Source organism: Nocardia sp. NPDC004568 (assembly GCF_040609955.1).
Taxonomy (GTDB): domain Bacteria; phylum Actinomycetota; class Actinomycetes; order Mycobacteriales; family Mycobacteriaceae; genus Nocardia.
The window spans coordinates 1-20,521 of record NZ_JBEXLL010000093.1 but is presented as its reverse complement, the minus strand read 5'-3'; the positions used below and the strand labels follow the sequence as shown (position 1 = coordinate 20,521).

The 20,521-nt window shown below is 69.0% G+C and carries 19 protein-coding genes; 9 read left to right on the top strand and 10 right to left on the bottom strand.

What is annotated here, in order from left to right:
* The first annotated feature begins 641 nt into the window (after positions 1–641).
* Positions 642–2,132, top strand: coding sequence for an MFS transporter (locus ABZV91_RS28925; protein WP_355248365.1), 1,491 nt, complete (start codon positions 642–644; stop codon positions 2,130–2,132).
* Between the two features lie 187 nt (positions 2,133–2,319).
* On the opposite strand, the gene ABZV91_RS28920 is transcribed toward ABZV91_RS28925, so the two are convergent.
* From ABZV91_RS28920 to ABZV91_RS28910, 3 genes are all read right to left on the bottom strand, one after another.
* A complete protein-coding gene (locus ABZV91_RS28920; RefSeq protein ID WP_355248362.1) occupies positions 2,320–3,174 on the bottom strand; it encodes a TIGR02569 family protein in 855 nt (284 codons plus the stop codon).
* 168 nt (positions 3,175–3,342) lie between these two features.
* The gene (moeZ, locus tag ABZV91_RS28915; protein WP_355248359.1) at positions 3,343–4,524 is read right to left on the bottom strand and encodes an adenylyltransferase/sulfurtransferase MoeZ; all 1,182 of its coding nucleotides are present in this window, start codon (positions 4,522–4,524) and stop codon (positions 3,343–3,345) included.
* A 189-nt stretch (positions 4,525–4,713) separates the two neighbouring features.
* Positions 4,714–5,757 (bottom strand): DUF3152 domain-containing protein, encoded by a 1,044-nt coding sequence (locus ABZV91_RS28910; protein WP_355248356.1) that lies wholly within the window; start codon positions 5,755–5,757, stop codon positions 4,714–4,716.
* Between the two features lie 228 nt (positions 5,758–5,985).
* On the opposite strand from ABZV91_RS28910, the gene ABZV91_RS28905 reads away from it, so the two are divergent.
* Positions 5,986–6,642 carry a TetR/AcrR family transcriptional regulator gene (locus ABZV91_RS28905; protein WP_030523399.1) on the top strand — a complete coding sequence of 219 codons (657 nt, stop codon included), beginning with the start codon at positions 5,986–5,988 and terminating at the stop codon, positions 6,640–6,642.
* Between the two features lie 73 nt (positions 6,643–6,715).
* Here ABZV91_RS28905 and ABZV91_RS28900 read toward each other — a convergent pair whose 3' ends face one another.
* The 5 genes from ABZV91_RS28900 to ABZV91_RS28880 form a co-directional block, all read right to left on the bottom strand.
* Positions 6,716–6,943 (bottom strand): DUF3107 domain-containing protein, encoded by a 228-nt coding sequence (locus tag ABZV91_RS28900; RefSeq protein WP_355248374.1) that lies wholly within the window; start codon positions 6,941–6,943, stop codon positions 6,716–6,718.
* Positions 6,944–7,243: 300 nt separating this feature from the next.
* Positions 7,244–8,389 carry a DUF6596 domain-containing protein gene (locus ABZV91_RS28895; protein ID WP_355248371.1) on the bottom strand — a complete coding sequence of 382 codons (1,146 nt, stop codon included), beginning with the start codon at positions 8,387–8,389 and terminating at the stop codon, positions 7,244–7,246.
* A gap of 32 nt (positions 8,390–8,421) precedes the next feature.
* A complete protein-coding gene (locus tag ABZV91_RS28890) occupies positions 8,422–8,829 on the bottom strand; it encodes a YciI family protein (protein WP_355248352.1) in 408 nt (135 codons plus the stop codon).
* Positions 8,830–8,929: 100 nt separating this feature from the next.
* A complete protein-coding gene (locus ABZV91_RS28885) occupies positions 8,930–9,631 on the bottom strand; it encodes a ferritin-like fold-containing protein (RefSeq protein WP_355248349.1) in 702 nt (233 codons plus the stop codon).
* A 41-nt stretch (positions 9,632–9,672) separates the two neighbouring features.
* The gene (locus ABZV91_RS28880) at positions 9,673–10,812 is read right to left on the bottom strand and encodes an alpha/beta hydrolase (RefSeq protein ID WP_355248346.1); all 1,140 of its coding nucleotides are present in this window, start codon (positions 10,810–10,812) and stop codon (positions 9,673–9,675) included.
* A gap of 525 nt (positions 10,813–11,337) precedes the next feature.
* Here ABZV91_RS28880 and ABZV91_RS28875 point away from each other — a divergent pair.
* The 5 genes from ABZV91_RS28875 (at position 11,338) to ABZV91_RS28855 (ending at position 16,287) form a co-directional block, all read left to right on the top strand.
* Positions 11,338–13,104 carry a DEAD/DEAH box helicase gene (locus ABZV91_RS28875; RefSeq protein WP_355248368.1) on the top strand — a complete coding sequence of 589 codons (1,767 nt, stop codon included), beginning with the start codon at positions 11,338–11,340 and terminating at the stop codon, positions 13,102–13,104.
* A gap of 129 nt (positions 13,105–13,233) precedes the next feature.
* Positions 13,234–14,520 (top strand): PQQ-binding-like beta-propeller repeat protein, encoded by a 1,287-nt coding sequence (locus tag ABZV91_RS28870; protein ID WP_355248343.1) that lies wholly within the window; start codon positions 13,234–13,236, stop codon positions 14,518–14,520.
* Positions 14,521–14,558: 38 nt separating this feature from the next.
* A complete protein-coding gene (locus tag ABZV91_RS28865; RefSeq protein WP_355248340.1) occupies positions 14,559–15,059 on the top strand; it encodes a nitroreductase/quinone reductase family protein in 501 nt (166 codons plus the stop codon).
* Positions 15,060–15,121: 62 nt separating this feature from the next.
* Positions 15,122–15,724: an acid phosphatase gene (locus tag ABZV91_RS28860; protein WP_355248337.1), complete on the top strand. Its 603-nt coding sequence runs from the start codon at positions 15,122–15,124 to the stop codon at positions 15,722–15,724.
* Between the two features lie 56 nt (positions 15,725–15,780).
* Complete coding sequence (locus ABZV91_RS28855; RefSeq protein ID WP_355248334.1) at positions 15,781–16,287, top strand: GNAT family N-acetyltransferase; 507 nt, start codon at positions 15,781–15,783, stop codon at positions 16,285–16,287.
* Positions 16,288–16,300: 13 nt separating this feature from the next.
* Here ABZV91_RS28855 and ABZV91_RS28850 read toward each other — a convergent pair whose 3' ends face one another.
* Positions 16,301–16,720 carry a hypothetical protein gene (locus ABZV91_RS28850; protein ID WP_355248331.1) on the bottom strand — a complete coding sequence of 140 codons (420 nt, stop codon included), beginning with the start codon at positions 16,718–16,720 and terminating at the stop codon, positions 16,301–16,303.
* Positions 16,721–17,219: 499 nt separating this feature from the next.
* On the opposite strand from ABZV91_RS28850, the gene ABZV91_RS28845 reads away from it, so the two are divergent.
* Positions 17,220–18,167 (top strand): diacylglycerol kinase family protein, encoded by a 948-nt coding sequence (locus ABZV91_RS28845; protein WP_355248328.1) that lies wholly within the window; start codon positions 17,220–17,222, stop codon positions 18,165–18,167.
* A 252-nt stretch (positions 18,168–18,419) separates the two neighbouring features.
* Positions 18,420–18,674 (top strand): WhiB family transcriptional regulator, encoded by a 255-nt coding sequence (locus ABZV91_RS28840; RefSeq protein WP_033243220.1) that lies wholly within the window; start codon positions 18,420–18,422, stop codon positions 18,672–18,674.
* Positions 18,675–18,882: 208 nt separating this feature from the next.
* Here the strand turns inward: ABZV91_RS28840 and ABZV91_RS28835 are convergent, their stop codons facing one another.
* On the bottom strand, positions 18,883–20,397 hold the full coding sequence (locus tag ABZV91_RS28835; protein ID WP_355248324.1) for a histidine kinase N-terminal domain-containing protein: 1,515 nt from the start codon (positions 20,395–20,397) through the stop codon (positions 18,883–18,885).
* Positions 20,398–20,521: the final 124 nt, after the last annotated feature.

Genomic DNA, 20,521 nt, shown 5'->3' with positions numbered 1-20,521 from the left:
ACCGGCAACCACACTCGCCGGTCCAGCACCTCCAGGCCTGACAGCGACTCATCCCCCCAGCCACAACTGACGGAAGTTCTCGGACGCTTACTTAGTGTTCGCCCCGGGCTTGATGGGGACACCGATGACCGTGATCGGCTACACAGGCGGTGCAGTCTTCGACCTGCCCCAGAGGTGGACCCGTTGCCGGTCGTCACCCACGCGGAGAACCCACGCATAATCATCTCGAACCGTGTGCTTCGAGCTGTGACCGGTATGTTTGCCATCGCGACCGCTCCCCGGTGATGGGGCCCGCCAATTCGGACGTTGACCCCGGCCACGCGCATCCAGACGCCGACCACCCGCCCACAGGCCGACCGAAGAGGACCTCCGCCTTCGCTCCGGTCGTGCGTCCACCCGCCGCACTCCGCACGCGGCACCCCGGGTGTAGCCCTGGCCGGGTTCCATCGAGGTTACCGACCCATCACCCAGGCGCCGCTCCCCCGTGAGCGGGATTTGTGGCGATCGTCATTGCGCGCCACGTGGCGGAAACACCCGGCTCCTAGCGTTTTCTCACGTCACAACACCGCACTCGACCGCCCGGCTGCCACGGCCGGTCGCCCCGGTCCGGGGGGCGTCGAGTAACGACGAGAGGGGCGCCGATGACCGCGACAGCCGACACCGGCCGACGAACACCCGATACCGCAACAACTTTCGTCCACCAGCGTCGAGGTCGCTGGATCGACCGGTGGGAACCGGACAACGAACGGTTCTGGAAATCCGGCGCCGACCGCACCGCCAAGAAGAACCTGCTGTTCTCGGTATTCGCGGAGAATCTGGGCTTCAGTATCTGGGTCCTGTGGGCCAGCGTCGTCACCGGAATGGGCGCTGCCGGTTTCGCATTCCTGGACGGGCTCGGCAAGGGCGACCCGACCGCAGTCAGCAATGCCCTCTTGCTCACCTCCGTGCCCACCCTGGTCGGTTCGACCCTGCGCATCCCGTACACCTTCGCCATCCCCCGGTTCGGCGGGCGGGCCTTCACGGTGTTCAGCGCCGCCATGCTGCTCGTCCCCACCGTCGGCCTGATCTACTTCGTCAACCAGCCCGGCACACCGATGTGGGTTTTCGTGGTGCTGGCCGCGCTGTCCGGCTTCGGCGGCGGTAATTTCTCCTCGTCGATGGCCAATATCTCGTTCTTCTTCCCGGACGGGAAGAAGGGCGCGGCGCTCGGGATCAATGCCGCGGGCGGCAATCTCGGTGTCGCCCAGACTCAGCTGCTGGTGCCGCTGCTGATCACCCTCGGCACCCATCTCACCGCGAAGGACGCGGCCGGATACCGTTTCGGGATCACCCTGTCGGTACTGGTGTGGATTCCGTTCATCCTGGCCGCCGCGTTCAGCGCGCTCCGGTACATGGACAGCCTGGCCACCGCGAAATCCGACGGACGTTCCTACCGGCCCGCCCTCACCAATCACCACACCTGGGTAATGGCCCTCCTCTACATCGGCACCTTCGGTTCGTTCATCGGATTCTCGTTCGCCTTCCCGACCCTCATCAAGGCCAACTTCCCCGACCTGGCCAGCATCGGCTGGATCACCACCCTCGGGAATCTGGCGTTCCTCGGCGCCCTCGTCGGCTCCTTCTCCCGGCCGTTCGGCGGTTGGCTCACCGACAAGCTCGGCGGGGGCGCGAAAATCACCATCGCCGTGTTCGGGGGGATGGCCGTCGCGGTCGCGCTCATCATGACCGCGCTCGAGATGAAGAGCTTCCCGCTCTACCTGCTGGCCTTCCTACTGCTCTTCGTGCTCACCGGTATCGGCAACGGCTCCACCTACCGGATGATCCCGTCCATCTTCAGCGCCCAAGCGAAGAAGTACGCCTCCGAACACGGTCTCGAGCCCGCGGAAGGGGCGGCCTCGGCGAAGCGGCAGGCAGGCGCGGCCATCGGCGTCATCGGTGCGGTCGGCGCCTTCGGCGGTTTCGTACTCCAGCAGGCACTGCGCCTGTCCAACACCACTTTCGGCACCATGGCGCCCGCGTTCTGGGCCTACGCCGCCGCGTTCCTGGTGATGGCCGGGGTCACCTGGTGGTTCTACCGCCGGGCCTCGTTCGCGGTGGGGCGGGTGCCGTCGTTGGCGTACGCCAACGTCTGAGAAGGTGTTCGGAAACGTGGTCGGTCGGCCGCCGAGTATTCCCCTACTCCCCCATACAATCTGCGGAAATCAACGCGATGTCTTGCTGGACGGGGTGGTAGAACTGGCCGATCTCGATCCGGCGACCCCAGGCCGGTCCGGAGACCGGCCGGGCCCCCTCCACATCCGAGCGCGGAGCCGGCCGGGCTCAGAGTAGGAATCGCACCATATCCGCCGTTCGGACCAGTCCCGGCAGCGCTTCGGGCGTAGAGCGCGGATGCAGCACATGGACCGCCAGCCGGAACATCACCGCCCGCAACAGCATCTGCGGCCATTCCGGCAGATCGGACCAGCGTTCGAGCAGCCCGTCGTCGGCTCCGCCCCACGACAGCGCGTCCACCACGATCACCCCCGCCGCCCACGCCGGGGGCCGCCAGTACGGGGTCAGATCGGTGAGCGCGGGCGTCTGCGCCCCGGCGAACAGCACGGTGCCGAACAGATCACCGTGCACCAGTTGCGGCGGTGTCCGTACGGGTTTGCGCAGCGTCGCCAGCTGACCGATCAGTTCGAGGCTGTGCCGGCCGTCGGGCGAGTTCTCCATGACCGCGCCCGCCGCGCGCAGCGTCCGCAGCGGCACGGCCTCCCACGCCGCCCGGTCCGCGGCGACGAAGACATCCACGTCCAGCCAGGGTGTGACCGGCGGCTGGGAGAGGAAGCGTGGCCGCTCCAGGGTCGCGGTGGCCTTGTGCAGTCGCAACGAGACCGAGACCACCTCGTCGTGCCGCGGTTCCGGACAGCCGGTCATATACGTGTCGCACCGCCAGCCCGACACCACATACCGGCCGTCGGTGGCCCGCACCGGGCGGGCCACCCGCAGCCCGTCCACCCGCAGACTTTCCCGGACCTTCGCCGACCAGGCCGCGCGCGCGTGGTCGGCAACGGGACTGAGCACCACATCACCGAGGCGCCAGCCACCCTCCCAGTCACCGAGGGCGACGGGGGTGAGTTCCCGCAGACCGTACGTGGCCCGCACATGTTCGGGGGGTTCGACTGTGGTGGTCACGGCCGTACCGTACTCCCGCCACCGGGCCCCGGTATCGCGCCACACCGTGCCGTAGCAGGGCCGCGACACACCGCGACCGGTCCCGGTCGCACACCGCGTACGGCGACCGGCGCCGCCGCCCGCGCGCCCGTTCACGCGCAGGTCAGCGGCACACCGGGACCGGGCGGCTCAGTACACCGGCAGTGAGGGATCGACCTGATGAGCCCAGGCGATCACACCGCCCTGCAGATGCGTGGCATCGGCGAAACCCGCCCGCTTGAGCGCGGCCAGCGCCTCGGCCGACCGGACACCCGTCTTGCAGTGCAGCACGATCTTGCGGTTCTGCGGCAGTTCGGCCAGCGCCTCCCCCGAGAGGATGCGGTCCTTCGGGATCAGCGTCGCGCCCTCGATATGCACGATGTCCCATTCCACCGGTTCCCGCACATCGATCAGCTCCACATCACCGGAGTCCAGCAGCTCCTTGAGCTCACGCGCGGTCACCGTGGAGCCGGCGGCCGCGGCCTGTCCCTCCTCGGAGACCACACCGCAGAACGCCTCGTAGTCGATGAGCTCGGTGATCGGCTGCCGCGCGGGATCACGACGCAGTGTGATGGTCCGGTAGCTCATATCGAGTGCGTCGTACACCATGAGCCGGCCCAGCAGCGGGTCGCCGATACCGGTGATCAGTTTGATGGCCTCGGTCACCATGACCGAACCGATGGACGCGCACAGCACGCCCAGCACGCCGCCCTCGGCGCAGGAGGGCACCATTCCCGGCGGCGGGGCCTCCGGGTACAGATCGCGATAGTTGATCCCGCGACCGTCGGGGGCGTCCTCCCAGAAGACCGACACCTGGCCCTCGAACCGGTAGATCGACCCCCAGACATACGGTTTGCCGGCCAGCACCGCGGCATCGTTGACCAGGTAGCGGGTCGCGAAGTTGTCGGTGCCGTCGACGATGAGGTCGTATTGCGCGAACAATTCGACCGCGTTCTCCGGCTCCAGCCGGATCTTGTGCAAGCGCACGTCGATTCCGGAGTTGATCTCCAGAATGGAATCGCGGGCGCTGTCGGCCTTGGGACGGCCGATATCGGACTCACCGTGGATGACCTGCCGCTGCAGATTCGAGGCATCGACCTCGTCGAACTCGACGATGCCCAGGGTGCCCACCCCGGCGGCGGCCAGGTACAGCAGCGCCGGAGAACCCAGCCCGCCGGCGCCGATCACGAGCACCTTCGCGTTCTTCAGCCGTTTCTGCCCGTCCATCCCGAGGTCGGGGATGATCAGGTGACGGCTGTAACGGGCGACCTCGTCCCTGGTCAGCTCGGCGGCGGGCTCCACAAGTGGAGGCAGGGACTGCGGTGATGACACGTCTTCGAACTCCTCGTATCGAAATAGCCGGATGCGGTATGCGGGGTGCGTACAACCGATGACCCGTGGCCGCTGTGACCCGCACCCACACCGGCGTAGGTTCCCTGTACAACGCCGGCGCGTGAGCCATTCTTCCCGGCCGGCGCCGGGCCCCACCGCCGGACCCGCCCGGGTCTTCCGCGGCCGCGGTCAGCCGCGCGGATAGGGCCAGGGGTTGAAGCGGCAGGTCTTGCCGTCCATCGGCACGACCCCGTACGGATCCAGAGCGGCGATCTCGTTGTTGGCGGTGCCGAAGGTCTGCTGCATCATCACCGGGGCCAGACCGCCCTCGCTCTCACACGGCTGATGTTCGTGGTAGCCGATCGCGTGGCCGACCTCGTGGTTGACCAGATACTGCCGGTAGGAGCCGATATCGCCGTCGAACGCCGGAGCCCCCCGCACCCAGCGCGCCTCCGACAGCACCACCCGGGCCTGATCCGAGTTGTAGCAGGAGGAATCGATCGGTATATCGAAACCACAGACCTCGCGGGTGGTCGAGCGGGCGGTGAGCGAGATCCGGAAGTCCGGCTCCCCGCGATCGATGCGCTGGAACGCGAACTTGCGATCGTGCACCCAGCTCTTCGGATTGCCGAGCGTGGATTCGACCATCCGGGCCACCGAGTCGTCGCCGCCGAAACCGCGCGTATCGATTCCGTTCTCGATTTCGACCGTATAGGTGAAGGTGTACTGCTCGCCCGCGCCGACCCGGGCGGAGGCGCCCGGCACGATCCGCCAGCTGCCCTTACCGGTCTCGGTGAACTTCCCGCCCTCGGGCAGCGCCCCGATCGGCAGATCCTCCGGGAAGCTCCCGTCGCCCGGCGGGGCGCCGATCACACCCGCACTGGCCGGCGGCGGCCCGAGCGCCCCGAAACCGGGATCGATCGGCTCGGCCGGACCTCCGCGACCTGTACGCACCGCGTCGACCACGACGAACACCGTCAGTACCAGCAGGACCGGCAACGCGTACACCCGCCACCCGTACCTGGACACGACGAAACGCAGCCGCCGCCGGCGCGGGCCGGCCGCGAGCCTGGCCGCGGGCGGCGGATCACCCTCCGGGTCCCGGCGCGCGCGCAGCGGTTCCCGGGATCCGTCGCCGTGCGATATCGCCTGCGCGGCGACCGCGAGCTCTGCATCCTGGGGGCGGTGCGCGCTGCGCCCGCCGCCGGAGGGGTTTTCCGGTCGGTCGGTCACGGCTCCACACTCTCACAATCCGCCGTAGCGGCCACAATGGAAGTACCCCGGGAGCCGCGCCCCCGGTGGCGCGCGAGCCACTTTCGAGCATTCCCGAAGGGCACCATGCGGATCGGGGCCGGTCCCGGGTTCACCAACCCGGGTCGGCAACAGCAGCGTAAGCGAGTATGGTGCTCGAAAGACCCGGTACACACCCCTTTGCCGGGGAATCGACTGGGAGATCCGAATATGACCGACCTCGTGGACCGGATGACGTCCCGCTCGTCGTCCGGCACCGCCCCCAAACGTGGCACCCGGCTTCCCCGTGACGAGCGCCGCCAGCAACTACTCGCGGCCGCCAGCGAGATCTTCGTCCTACGCGGCTATCACGCCGCCGGTATGGACGAGATCTCCCAGTGCGCCGGTGTGAGCAAGCCCGTGCTGTACCAGCACTTCACCAGCAAGCTGGAGCTGTACCTGGCTGTCCTGCAGAACTACGTCGACATGCTGGTGTCGAGTGTGCGTCAGGCATTGCGCTCCACCACCGACAACAAACAGCGCGTGCGGGCGGCGGTCGCGGCCTACTACGACTTCGTGGACAACGAGATGCAGGGCTTCCGCCTGGTCTTCGAATCGGATCTCACCAACGAACCCCAGGTCCAGCGGCGCGTCGAACAAGCGACCGAGGCCTGCGTGGACGCGGTCTACGACCTCGTCGCCCACGATTCCGGCCTCGACCCCTACCGGGCCCGCATCCTCGCGGTCGGACTGGTGGGCGCGAGCCAGTTCACCGCCCGGTACTGGCTGGAAGCCGACCGGCCGATCCCCAAGGACGAAGCCGTGGACACCACGGTCGCACTGGCCTGGGGCGGTCTCAAGCACGTCCCACTCCACCCGATCGGCTGATCCCCCACCGACCGGAACACGACGAAGCCCCTGCCGGACCGGCAGGGGCTTCCGTTTCGTCCGGGCCCGGGACTCAGACCGCCGCGAAACCTACCCGGCCGCCGGTCACGGCCCCGATCTCCACATAGGCCACCTTGCCGGCCTGGATCAGGTACTTGCGGCCCTTCTCGTCGGCCAGCGCCAGGACCCCGCTGGTGGCGGACAGCGCCTCGGAAACCAGAGCCTCGACCTCGTCCGGGCTCTGCGAGCTGGCGATGACGAGTTCACGCGGGCTATCCGAAATACCGATCTTGACCTCCACGGCCAACCTCCGAACCTAGAGTCCTGTGCTGTCCCAGTAAGGCTAGTTGAGCCACCGCACCCCGGACACACGACGGGGTGCGCTGTCAGCGAACAGCGTTTGTCCGCCCCACCCTCCCGCCCGGTCCCTACGCTCCGTCGCTTGGGAACCGGGGCGGCTCCCACCACGAACGCCGGCCACCCGAAGTAGACGGACGGTGTATCCGGAGGGTGTGCCTCGGCCTGCCCACACCTACCCCTTCGCGAGTGCGCAGGGGTCGCCGGTCTCCCGGCTGCACATTGCCCGCCGAACCGGACCCTGTCAGTCGTCGCCGGTGGCGTCGAGTCTCGCGGCGCAGCGGGTGAGGTAGGCGCGTTCGGCCGGGTCGGGGGCGCGCTGGGCCGCTTCGGCGTACAGGCGGGCCGCCGTCACCCGGTCACCTGCTCGCTCGTGCAGGTAGGCGGACACCGCGGTGTAGCGGGGCAAGGTGTCGTCCAGTGCCGCGAGCGCCGCCAGGCCGGCGCCGGGTCCGTCGGCCGCGCCGACGGCCACCGCGCGGTTGAGCCGGACGACCGGGCTGTCGGTCAACCGGACGAGCTCGTCGTACCATTCCACGATCTGGGGCCAGTCCGTCTCCGCCGCGGTGGGGGCGTCGGCGTGCAGGGCCGCGATCGCGGCCTGGGCCTGGAATTCGCCGAGCCGGTCGCGGGCCAGGGCCGCCTGCAGGATCCGTACCCCCTCGGCGATCATCCGGGTGTCCCACCGACCGCGATCCTGTTCGGCGAGCGGGACCAGACTGCCGTCGGCGGCGGTGCGGGAGGCCCGGCGGGCGTGGTGCAGCAGCATCAGGGCGAGCAGCCCGGCCACCTCGGGGTGGTCCACCGCACCCGCGAGCTGCCTGGTCAGCCGGATGGCCTCGGCCGCGAGGTCGATATCGCCGGAGTAGCCCTCGTTGAAGATCAGATACAGCACCCGCAGCACGGTGGCGACATCGCCGGGCCGGTCGAACCGTGCACCGGCGACGGCGCGCTTGGCCCGGCTGATGCGCTGAGCCATGGTCGCCTCGGGCACCAGATACGCCTCGGCGATCTGGCGGGTGGTCAGCCCGCCGACCGCGCGCAGGGTCAGCGCGACCGCGGACGACGGGGTCAGCGACGGATGGGCGCAGAGGAAATAGAGCTGGAGAGTGTCGTCCACCGCCGTCGCCGGCCCGGGCGCCGGTTCCTCGTCGAGGAGATTCTCGCGCCGGCGCCGGGCGGCGTCGGCGCGGGTCCCGTCGAGGAATTTGCGCCACGCCACGGTGACCAGCCAGCCCTTCGGGTCCCGCGGCGGCTCACCGGGCCACACCCGGAGGGCTTCGATCAGCGCGTCCTGCACGGCGTCCTCGGCCGCCGCGAACTCGGCCCCGCGGCGGACGAGGATCGCGAGCGCACTCGGCGTGAGACTTCGGAGCAGTTCCTCGTTCACGGTGGTCACCCGGGAACCGTTCCTCGGTGCGATCACTGCGTGACGGTGGGCGGAGCGGTCAGCAACGGTCGCAGTTCGAGCCATTCGTGGATCGGTTTCCCGCCTGCCCCGGGCGCGGCCGACAGTTCGGCGGCCAGTTCGAGGGCCCGCTCGTAGCTGTCCACATCGATCACCATCCACCCGGCGACGAGGTCCTTGGTCTCGGCGAACGGGCCGTCGGTGACCGGCGGCCGGCCCGGCCCGTCGAACCGGACGAAGGTCCCCTCGGAGGCGAGCGCCCGATGGTCGACGAACTCGCCGGTGGCCTGCAACCGGGTCGCGAAATCATTCATGTACCGCATATGGGCCGAGATCTCCGCCTGCGTCCACTGATCCATCGGCACGTCGTTGACCGGAGCCGGAGCGCCGCGGTAGTGCTTCAGCAGCAGATACTTGGGCACGGTGTCCTCCTCGGTGCGGGTCCTCGGGCCGTATTCTTCCCGGGAACGGAGTCGCACACGAGGCCGGCCGCCGAAATTTCTTCCGGCCGCGCCGAAACGGTCAGAGGCCGAGCACCGCCATGCGTTCGGCGTGGGCGCTCTGCATATGTTCGAACAGCGTGGCGATACCGTTGAGATCCCCGGTGGCCGCCAGCACGAGTTCGGTGAGCTCGTCCCGCTGCGCCATCACATACTGGGCCTGGGTGATCGCTTCGCCGAGCAGGCGCCGGCCCCACAGGGTGAGCCGATCACGTTCGGATCGGCTGGCGGCGACCGCGCGCCGGACCTCTTCCACGACGAATTCCGAATGCCCGGTGTCGGCGAGCACATCTCGCACCACGGCCGCCACATCCGGGCTCAACGCACCGGCGATCTCGCGGTAGAAGTCGGCGGCGATACCGTCGCCGACATGGAATTTGACCATCGACTCCAGCCAGGTGGACGGGTCGGTGGAGCGGTGGTAGTCGTCGAGCGCCCCGGTGAACGGCGCCATGGCCGCGTACACATCGGCGCCGCGCGCGCTCAGTGCCGCGTCGAGCCGTTCGAAATGCGCGAGTTCGGCCGCCGCCATCCGGGCCACCGCGACCTTGCCGCGCAGGGTGGGTGACAGCGTGGCTTCCTCGCTCAGCCGGTAGAAGGCGGATATCTCGCCGTAAGCGAGTACCGCGAACAGGTCGGTCACGCCGGCATGTTCGGCGGGAATCGGCGAAGCGGACGAATCGCTCGGTGTAACACCCAGCCCGGCCGGTGACTGTGCTCCCATGGAAATCCAGCGTAGTACGCCGCCCTCGGGCATCGCCGCGCTCACACCGGTGTCGTGAGGAACTTGTCGAGATAGGTCCAGGTCGTCGCGCGGGCGGTGGCGCCGGCGAGGATGCCCAGATGTCCGCCGGGCGCGGTTTCGTAGTGGACCGCTTCGGCACCGGTGAGTGTGCGAAGGCCGTGTTCCACCGCACGGGCCGGGGTGATGACATCGGCGGGACCGCCGACCAGCAGCACCGGGGCGGTGATATCGGCCAGCCGGATCGGGCCCTGCCCGAGATCGACCGCGCCGCGGCCGATTTCGTCGCGCAGCACCAGCCGGTTCCACAGCTGCTGGTACATGCGGCCCGGATAGCCCGGCATATCGGCCATGAAGCGGTCGACCGCCTCCATCCGGGCCAACGATTCGGTGCGGGCGAGGTTGTTGGCCACGAACCAGGGCCGTTTGACCTCCCGGTCCCAGGCGGTGATGCGGTACGCGAGCCGGGTCAGCGGCGCCGGCACACCCCCCATCGCGCGCAATGCCGCGCCCACGGCGTCACCGGTACCGGTGAGCCGGGCGGCCGCGGCGAGCTGCGGCGTCATCGGCATCGCGCGGTAGTTCAGCGGCGCCCCGACCGCGGTGATCGACCGCACCGGCAACTCACCGTTCGCGGCCGCGGTCAGCAGCGCCATGGTGCCGCCCAGCGACCAGCCGACCAGGTCCACTTCCGGGACGCCGCCGGCGGCGACCCGATCGGCGGCGGTGCGGCGAATCGCCTCGGGCAGGATGTCGTACACCCAGTCGTCGAAACCCATGCGGCGGTCGGCGTAGGTGATCTCGCCGTAGTCGATGACGTACGGCGCGCGACCGGTCTCCAGGAGGAACTCCGCCAGACTCTGTCCCGGCCGCAGATCGAAGCAGCTCGCGGGCGCGGCGAGCGGCGGTACCAGCAGCACCGCGGCCGCCGACGGTGCGGTCGTACCGGCGAGCAGGGCGGGTTCGAAACGGCGGAGCAGGCGATGCGGTTCGTTCCACAGCACCGACGACGGAGTCGGGCGGCGCCCTTCCACGCCGTCACCGAAGGTCAGTGCCCAGGCGTTGCGCGCGGCCCGCTCGACGGTCCGGGACAACTCGCCGTCCGGGTCCACCGCCCGGACGGCGCGATCGGCCAGGGCGATTCCTCGGTCTGCGATGCTCACGGCACGAATCTCTCATAGATGTATACGGCGGTACCAGCTATACCGCTGACCGACCGGCCGGGTGTGTGGCGAATCACGTACCGCCGAGATCGGTTCCCGGGTGCGCGCGCACACTTGCCACACCGGGCGAAACGCCCTGCCGCGCAGCGCGGCTCGGCCGGGGAAGCCGCCGAAAAGATCAACGTCCAGCGGATTTGCGCGAGCGCCTTTCGGAGCGCGGAACAATAGCACGCTACAATCGCGACGGACAACGGAAGAATTCAGCCGATCCATGAGAACCGGCAGCGCCGAAAGTCGCGCACCCCGGGGTGCGCCGTGCGGTGGTCGAAGAATTCTCCGGGGTCCACGGAAAATGTGCGCGCACCAGATCCGCGTCACCGATGCGCTGCGCCGATGTCCGAGCTTCGCTGCCCTCATCCGGGCACCTGCCGACATCCGGCGGCGGCCCGGGTGAGTATCGCAGGGCGGATCCGTGGTCGTCGCGGACCGGCCGGTCCGCCCCACGCCTCGTGCGCGTGTAGCGCGATAACGAGGGAAGGCACGAACCTGAGCAAGATCACAGTTGAACCGGAACCCGGTCTGGCGGAGACGCTGCTGACAGCCGAGTTGGACTCCGCACACACCGCACCGACTTTCACCGAATTGGGCGTACGCGACGAAATCGTGCGCGCGCTCGGTGAGATCGGTATCGAACGCACTTTCGCAATTCAGGAACTCACCCTGCCCCTGGCGCTGGCCGGCGAGGATCTCATCGGTCAGGCCCGGACCGGAATGGGTAAAACCTTCGGTTTCGGAGTTCCGTTGCTCCACCGGATCAGTACCGCCGAATCCGGGACCACGCCGCTGGACGGCACCCCGCGCGCCCTGGTCATCGTGCCGACGCGCGAACTGTGCATCCAGGTGACCCAGGACCTGGAGAACGCGGCGAAATACCTCACCAACCAGAAAGGTCCGCTGCGGGTCACCTCGATCTACGGCGGCCGCCCCTACGAAGCCCAGATCGAGGCGCTGCGCGCCGGCGTCGACGTCGTGGTCGGTACCCCCGGCCGCCTGCTCGACCTGGCCGATCAGCAGCATCTGATCCTCGGCAAGGTGGGCGTCCTGGTACTGGACGAAGCCGACGAAATGCTCGACCTGGGCTTCCTGCCCGATATCGAGCGCATCCTCGGCATGGTGCCGGACAAACGGCAGACCATGCTGTTCTCGGCGACCATGCCCGGCCCGATCATCACCCTGGCCCGCACCTTCCTCACCCGCCCGACCCATATCCGCGCCGAGGAACCCCACGATTCGGCGGTCCACGATCGCACCGCGCAATTCGTGTACCGGGCCCACGCGCTGGACAAGAGCGAACTGGTCGCCCGGGTGCTCCAGGCCGAGGGCCGGGGCGCCACCATGATCTTCACCCGCACCAAACGCACCGCGCAGAAGGTCGCCGACGAATTGGCCGAACGCGGTTTCGCGGTCGGCGCGGTCCACGGCGATCTGGGGCAGATCGCACGCGAGAAGGCCCTGACGAAATTCCGCAAGGGCACCATCGATGTCCTGGTCGCCACCGATGTCGCGGCCCGCGGTATCGATATCGACGATGTGACCCATGTCGTGAACTACCAGTGCCCGGAGGACGAGAAGACCTATGTGCACCGGATCGGCCGCACCGGCCGGGCGGGGCGCACCGGTGTGGCGGTCACGCTGATCGACTGGGACGAACTGACCCGCTGGGCCTCCATCGACGCCGCGCTCGGGCTGGGCATCCCCGACCCCGTGGAGACCTATTCGCGCTCCCCGCACCTGTTCGCCGACCTGGGCATTCCGGAGGACGCCACCGGCACCGTCGGAGCACGCACACCCCAGCGCGATCCCGATGCCGTGGTGGTGGAGCGCCCCGAGCGGGCACCGCGCAAGCGCAATCGCCGGCGTACCCGGGGCGGCAAGCCGGTCGAGGCGGACACCACCACGACCACGACCGAATCCGACGTGCCGGCCGGGACCGGTCCGGATGACGAGGCGCAGCCGGCCGAGGCACCGGCCCGGCGGCGGCGCCGGCGGCGGCGTTCGGCCGATAGCGAGTCGGGCGGACACGAGGACACCGGTTCGAGTGGGTCCGAGGCACCGGCGGCCGAGGCCGGCGCCCCGGCGGCCGACTCCGGGGACAGCGGCGCGGACAAACCCGCCCGCCGTCGGCGGCGGCGCAAACCGGCCGACACCGAGAACGGCGGTGAACACGCCTCGCGGGCGGACAGCGCCGACAGCGCGGCGCCGGTGACCGAGAACGCGGCGGCGCAGGCCTGACGAGCGCACCACGAGCGCCGGCGGTATCGCTACCGCCGGCGCTCGTGGTGTGTCCGGGCCCGGGACACCGGCGCCGGGGCTCCCGAGCACCGTCGGATGCGATAGCGGCCATCCGTTACGCTCGCCTACGTGCTCGCACCCGAGCGGCGAACGCGCGCCGACGTCGTCACCGCAGCCGCGATCGCCGTGTTCGTGGTGGTCGCGGTGATCGTGGCGTGGGCGACCAGCGGGGTGGCGAACACCGAGTCGATCGTCGCCGACCGGCCCGCCCGGCCGCCGCAGCCCGCCGCGAAACTGCCCGCGAAACTCCAGGAGATGTGGCGCGCACCCGATACGGCGACCGCCCGGGCGCTCACCGCCGAGGGCGTCGCGGTCACCGGGGCGGACGGCAGTGTGGTCGGGCACGATCCGCGGACCGGCGAACAGGTGTGGCGCTACACCCGTGAGCTGCCGCTGTGCGGAGTGGAATCCCAGTTCGGCATGGTCGTGGCGGTCTACCGCACCGACCGCGGCTGTAGCGAGACGACCATGGTCTCCGGTGCCGACGGGCGACGCCGGACCGCCCGCAGCAGCTATATGGACGATCAGGTGCGCCTTTCGGTCGACGGCACCTACGTCCTCGCCCAGGGGCCCGATCGGCTGGAGGTCTGGCGTTCGGATCTGGTGCGCACCCTCGAGTACGGGTATGTGGACGCCAAGGAGAATTGGAAGACCCAGCCCCGGAAGGGGTGTGCGCTGCTGTCGGCCGCCTCCAGCCCGTCCCGGCTGGTGGTACTGGAACGCTGTCCCGGCGAGCCCGCGGACCGGATCACCGTGCAGGCACCCGCGCCCAAGGACGACAACGTGCCCGAGGAGTACGGGTCGCGACTGCTGGAGGGCGCGGGCGCCGCATCCGCCGACGCGCGCGTGATCGCGGTGTCGGACAACCGGATCGCGGTCTACCAGCCCGGCACCGACGGACCCGAACCCGAGGCGCCGCGACTGACGATCCTCGATGCCAAGGGCAACCCGATCGTGGTGCAGGAAGTCTCGGCCCCGCTCGACCGGAGCGCCGCCACCGTCCGCACCAACTCGGCGTTCCTGGTGTTCACCGGTAACAGCGTGATCGCGCTGGACGCCGGGACGTTCGAGCCGCTGTGGACCGCGGCCGACGCGCTCGGAACACCGGTGCCGATGGCCGGCAAACTGCTGCTGCCCGTGCCCGGCGCGATCGCCGCACTCGATCCGGCCACCGGCGCTCAGGTGAACCGGATCCCGGTGGCGCGCCCCGATTACGGCGGCGGGCCCATCTCGCTCGGCGTGCTCGGCTCCACGGTGCTCGAACACCGCGACGGTCAACTCGTGGCCCTCGCCGATCCCGCTACGGTCGACCCTTCGCGCAGCGATACCGAGCGTCCCGCAAAACCGTTGCGGTGAACCGTTTTCTGTCGGTGCCCTCCGGCAGACTGCGCGCCATGACCGAAGCAGCGCGACCTCTCGACACGGCCCCCGTGGCCGACCGTCTCCGGGACGACGATCCCGACGCCCCGTGGAACCAGTACTCCGAGCAGGGCCCGGCCGACTGGAACACCGAGGTGATCCGGGAGTTCCGGGCCAACGGCGGACGCGTCGGGGGCGCCTACGCGGAGGCCGAGCTGCTGCTGCTCACCACCACCGGCGCGCGGACCGGGAAACGCCACGTGGTCCCGCTGGGCGCGCTCTACCGCGGCGAAACCCTGTACCTGAGTTCGTTCGTCGAGGGCGGCTATCCCGCCTGGTACCACAATGTGCGCGCGGATCCGGCGGTGATCGTGGAGCTGGGTGATCACGTGTACCACGGCACCGCCCGGGTGCTCACCGGCGCCGAGTACGACGAATCCGCCGCCTGGGTACTGGCGAACAATCCGCTGCTCGCCCAATTCCAGGCCACCACCGACCGTCCGGTGCCGCTGGTGGTACTCACCCTGGCCACCTGACACCGGGGTATCGGCGGGTCCGCCTCGCGGCGCCCACCCGGCGACCGGGCATGATGGACGGTATGCCCGGCCCCGAGGACGCCCGTGTGGTGCTGGTCCGTCACGGTGAGACCGATTGGTCCGTACGGCACCGCCACACCGGCCGTACCGATGTACCGCTCACCGATACCGGCGCCCGGCAGGCCACCGCAGCCGGCCGGGCGCTGGCCGCGCTGCGGTTGCGCGATCCCCTCGTCTACGTCAGTCCCCGCGTACGCGCCCGGCGTACCGCCGAGCTGGCCGGTCTGCCCGATCCGCGGATCGATCCCGACCTGGCCGAATGGGACTACGGCGACTACGAGGGCCGCACCACCGCCGAGATCCGCACCGAGTCTCCGGGCTGGACGGTGTGGACCGGCGCGATTCCCGGTGGCGAATCCGCCGAACAGATCGGCGTCCGCGCCGACCGGGTGCTGGGCCGGGCCGCCGCCGTACTGGACACCCGGGATGTAGTGCTGGTCGGGCACGGGCATTTCTCCCGGGCCCTCATCGCCCGCTGGCTGGGGTTCGAGGTCCGGGAGGGACGCCGGTTCGCGCTCACCACCGCCGCGGTGAGCGTCCTGGGCCACGAACACGAGGACCCGACATTGTGGGCACACAACCTGCACGCCGACGACCCGGATTGATCTCGCGGCCCACTCGCCGCGCCTGCCCTCCACGACCAGACAAGGATTCCGCGCCCGTGACCTCCGCCCCGCTCATCCGCCGCGCCACTCCCGACGATGTGCCCGGTCTCGTCGATCTGGTGTACGGCCTGGCCGAATACGAGAAAGCCCGGCAGGAGTGCACGCTCACGGCCGAACAACTGCACACCGCGCTCTTCGGTCCCGATCCCGCGGTTTTCGCCCATGTGGCGCTGCTGGACGGCACGATCAGTGGCTGCGCCATCTGGTTCCGGAACTTCTCCACCTGGGACGGCGTGCACGGGATTCATCTCGAGGATCTGTACGTCACCCCCGCGGCCCGCGGCAGCGGTCTCGGCCGGGCCCTGCTCGCGGCGCTCGCCCATGAGGCGCGGACCCACGGGTACACCCGAGTGAGCTGGTCGGTGCTCACCTGGAACACGCCCTCGATCGGGTTCTACGAATCACTGGGCGCGCGTGTCCAGGACGACTGGGTGGGCTACCGGCTCTCCGGTGAGGCACTCACCGCCCTGGCCGCCACCGCGCAGACCGTCGCGGACGAGTGAATCGCCGCGCCGCTCATTCCTCGCCCGTGACCCCGTACTCCTGTGCCGCCCAGCGTGAGGTCGGCGGCGCGAACAGCAGGCCCAGCGCGCCCAGCGCCACCACTCCCAGCACGGTCCCGTACAGCGGCTGTCCCGACCCGAACAGCAGCGACCAGACCACCGGCAACAGCAGTAGCTGGGTGATCACCGCGAACGCCCGCCCCCAGCGCTGCCCGAACAGCAGGCCGATCCCGGACGCCAGCACCGCGCCCCCCAGAATCCCGAACCACATGGCCGTGCCGTAGCCGCTGATCTCGTCCTCCCGATGCCCCAGCAGCGCCCGCACGATCAGCACCACCGCCACGGTCACCGCGACAGCGCCCTCCAGCGTCACCAGCCCCCCGGCCCCACGGACCGTCCCGGGCACACCACCGACGTCTTTTCGCTCGACCACCCGGCCAGCTTAGGTGGACACATACCCACCCCGACCACAGCGTCACGTGATCACAACCCCGACCCGCCACGACCAGCGCCTGGAATCAGGCGCCCTCCACGACCCTCGGCACCTTCCTCGGCGCCGAGTTCCGCGAGGCCCATCACGGACCCACCGTTCAGCGCCCGGCGCACACGCGAGGGGTGGCCGGCTGCCCGGGGAAATGCGACCATCGGACACCTTCGGCCGGGGTACCGCCGACGCGCTCGACCAGCTGGAGACGCAACTCGGCGTCTGGTCGGACGGGCTGCGCGTATCGGTTGGCGGCCGAGCCGGACGAGATGGATCAACGGGTCGTCTGGGTGGTCCGATGCCGCTGTCGCCGATCATGCACGCCGTGCTCGGCCGCGACCACTCACTCCCTCGAGCCGAGTGCGAGTCTCGGGCGCTGAACGGGGGGACCGAGGGGGCCTCGACCCGGCGCCGCCGTGCGCGCAGCTCGTTCCATTAAGGTGCGTAGGTGCGGACGTTGTTGATCGTCAACCCCAATGCGACCTCTACCACGGCGGCCACGCGAGATCTGCTCGCGCACGCGCTCGAGAGCCGGACCCAGCTCACAGTGGCGCACACCCAGCATCGCGGGCATGCCGCGGAGCTGGCGCAGTGGGCGGCGACCAATGAGATGGATCTGATCGTGGTGCACGGCGGGGACGGGACGGTCAACGAGACCATCAACGGTTTCGTACCGCTGCCGCAGGTGGACGACGGGCAGGTGTGGCGGCCGCGACTCGGCATCATCCCCGGTGGTTCGGCCAATGTGTTCGCGCGGTCGCTGGACATCCGCCCGGACCCGGTGGCGGCCACGAACCAATTGATCGATCTGCTCAAGGCCGGTGACGCGGACCGTCGAATCGGGTTGGGGCTCACCGATGATCGGTGGTTCTGTTTCAGTGCGGGCGTCGGTTTGGACGCCGATGTGTGTGCCGCGATCGACACGGCTCGGGCCAAGGGGCATACCGCGACCCCGGCGCGTTACCTGCGCACCACCGTCCGCCAATTCTTCCGGGTCAAACGTGATCGGCCCGAAGTCACCGTGCACGTCCCCGGGCACCGACCCGTTTCCGGTGTTCATTACGCCTTTGTAACGAATACCAGCCCCTGGACATATCTGAACGCGACTCCGGTGTGTACCAATCCGGGCACCCGGTTCGAAACCGGACTCGGTGTGTTCGCCGTGCGAACCATGGCGTTACTGCCTACACTGCGCCTGGCGACACAACTGCTGTCGCCGCACTCCGAGCCGAAGTCGCGGAAATTGTTCCGGGACGACGACGTCCCGTCGGTGCGCATCACCAGCACCGATCCCATCGGTCTGCAAATCGACGGCGACTTCATCGGCGAACGTACCGTGGTGGATTTCACCGCTGTGCCCAACGTCCTGGACGTGGTCGCCCCACGCCCGGTTTGAACTGACGCATTCGGGAAATACGTCTCGTTGTGCTGCAGAAACCGGCGTAGGCGAGTACAAAGGACTGCGGCAGGTCCCCGATGCGGGACTTCAGTGCGTGAGCTTCCCCACGGTGCATCGGATACCTATTGACATCTACGGTGTTCGTGAAAGCATTCACAAGCAACCGTGCGGAAACATTCAGTTCGCACAAGTGAACGACCCACCAACCGATCGGCGCCCGGTGCGGCGCCTTACTAAGGAGCAGAAGGAATGGACTGGCGCCATAAGGCCATCTGTCGCGACGAGGACCCTGAGCTGTTTTTCCCGGTGGGCAACAGTGGTCCTGCGCTCGCGCAGATTGCCGATGCCAAGCTGGTCTGCGCTCGCTGCCCTGTTACCGCCGAATGCCTGTCCTGGGCTCTGGGTTCCGGGCAGGACGCCGGCGTATGGGGCGGAATGAGCGAGGACGAGCGGCGTGCGCTCAAGCGCCGCAATGCGCGCACCCGCACTCGGACCGCCGTCTAGAGCGCGGGGAAGCGATTTCCGGACCCAGCCCGGTCCGGGGAGTCGCGAATGCCCGGCACCAGCATTCTGGTGCCGGGCTGAATCTTTTTCGGGGCCGGCCGGGGTCGGCGGACTTTACCGGAATACAGCCCCGGAAATCATCGCGGTGTTTCCGACCACAGAAGACTCCGGGTATGCATAATGGAAACCGGCGAGTTTCCGTCGGGTATCAGCGTGCCGAACGGCGCCCCAGCGGCACCCGGAGCACCGCGTCGGTCCCGATATCGGCGCCCGGGTGCAGACCGATCGTACCGCCGAGCTCCGCGGTCACCAGTGTGCGCACGATCTGCAGCCCCAGACTGTCGGAGGACTGCAGGCTGAACCCTTCGGGCAGTCCCCGGCCGTCGTCGCTGATGATCACGTCCAGCCAGCGTGCCGAACGTTCCGCGCGAATGGTCACCGTACCGTTCTGCCCACCGTCGAAGGCGTGCTCGATGGCGTTCTGCACCAATTCGGTGAGCACCATGACCAGCGGGGTCGCCCGTTCCGCGGAGAAGACCCCCAGAGAACCGTCTCGCCGCACCGTGATTCGAGCCGTATGCACCGTGGCGACATCGGCCATGATCGGCAGCAGCCGGTCGACCACCTCGTCCAGATCGACTTCCTCGTCGACGGACATGGACAGCATCTCGTGCACCGACGCGATGGAGGTGACCCGGCGCACCGATTCGGTGAGCGCGACCCGCGCCTCCTCGTTCTCGGTGCGCCGCGCTTGCAGCCGCAGCAGCGCCGCCACCGTCTGCAAATTGTTCTTCACCCGGTGATGGATCTCGCGGATGGTGGCGTCCTTGCTGAGCAACGCGCGATCCCGGCGTTTGACCTCGGTGACATCCCGGACCAGCACCGCGGCCCCCGCCAGCTGCCCGTGCGGGCGCAACACCAGGGTGCGCAGCAGCACGGTGGCCCCCCGCGCCTCCACCTCCATCCGGCGTCCGGTGCGACCCGCCAGAGCGGCCTGGATATCCCCCACCACCTCCTGCGCGTCGAACGGATCGGTGATCAGCGACCGCGTCGTGATCGCCAGATCCTGGCCCGCCAGATCGGCCTGCAACCCCATCCGGTGATACGCCGAGAGCGCGTTCGGGCTGGCGTAGGTGACGATCCCCTCGGTATCGAGCCGGATGAACCCGTCGCCCGCCCGCGGGCTGGAATGGGTGGCGGCACGGTCCTCGGTGGTCGGGAACGTCCCATCGGCGATCATCTGGCACAGATCGTCGGCACAGGCGACATAGGCGATCTCGAGGCCGCTGCGCACCCGCGACCGCTGCCGGTCGGTATCCCTGCTGAGCACCGCGATCACATCGTCGCCGCACCGCACCGGAATCGCCTCCCGGATCGCGTGCACGGGATGCGGGTGATAGACCCCCTGCGCCTCCCCCTCGGTATCGGTGCGCACGATCTCCCCGCGGGTGAGCGCCCCGAACACCTGGGAATGCTCGGAATACCGGGCCGTGGTCCCGACCAGATCCTCCAGATGAACCGTCGGCGCGGTGGTCGGCCGGCACTGGGCGACGCACACGATATCGGCGCCGTCGTCGACCGGCCCGGCTCCCACCCACAACAGCAGATCCGAGAACGACAGATCGGCGAGCAACTGCCAGTCGCCGACCACCCGCTGCAGATGGTCCACCGCCACCCCGGGCAGATCGGTGTGCTCGGCCAGCAGATCACTCAGTGTCGACATACTGTAATTTTGGCGCGCCTCCGGCGCGCGGGGTCGAGGCCCCCTCGGTCTCGCCGTTCGGGCCTCGAGACAGATAGGAAGATCAAACCTCTGAAAACCATTCACACAACATGCTATCTGGTTT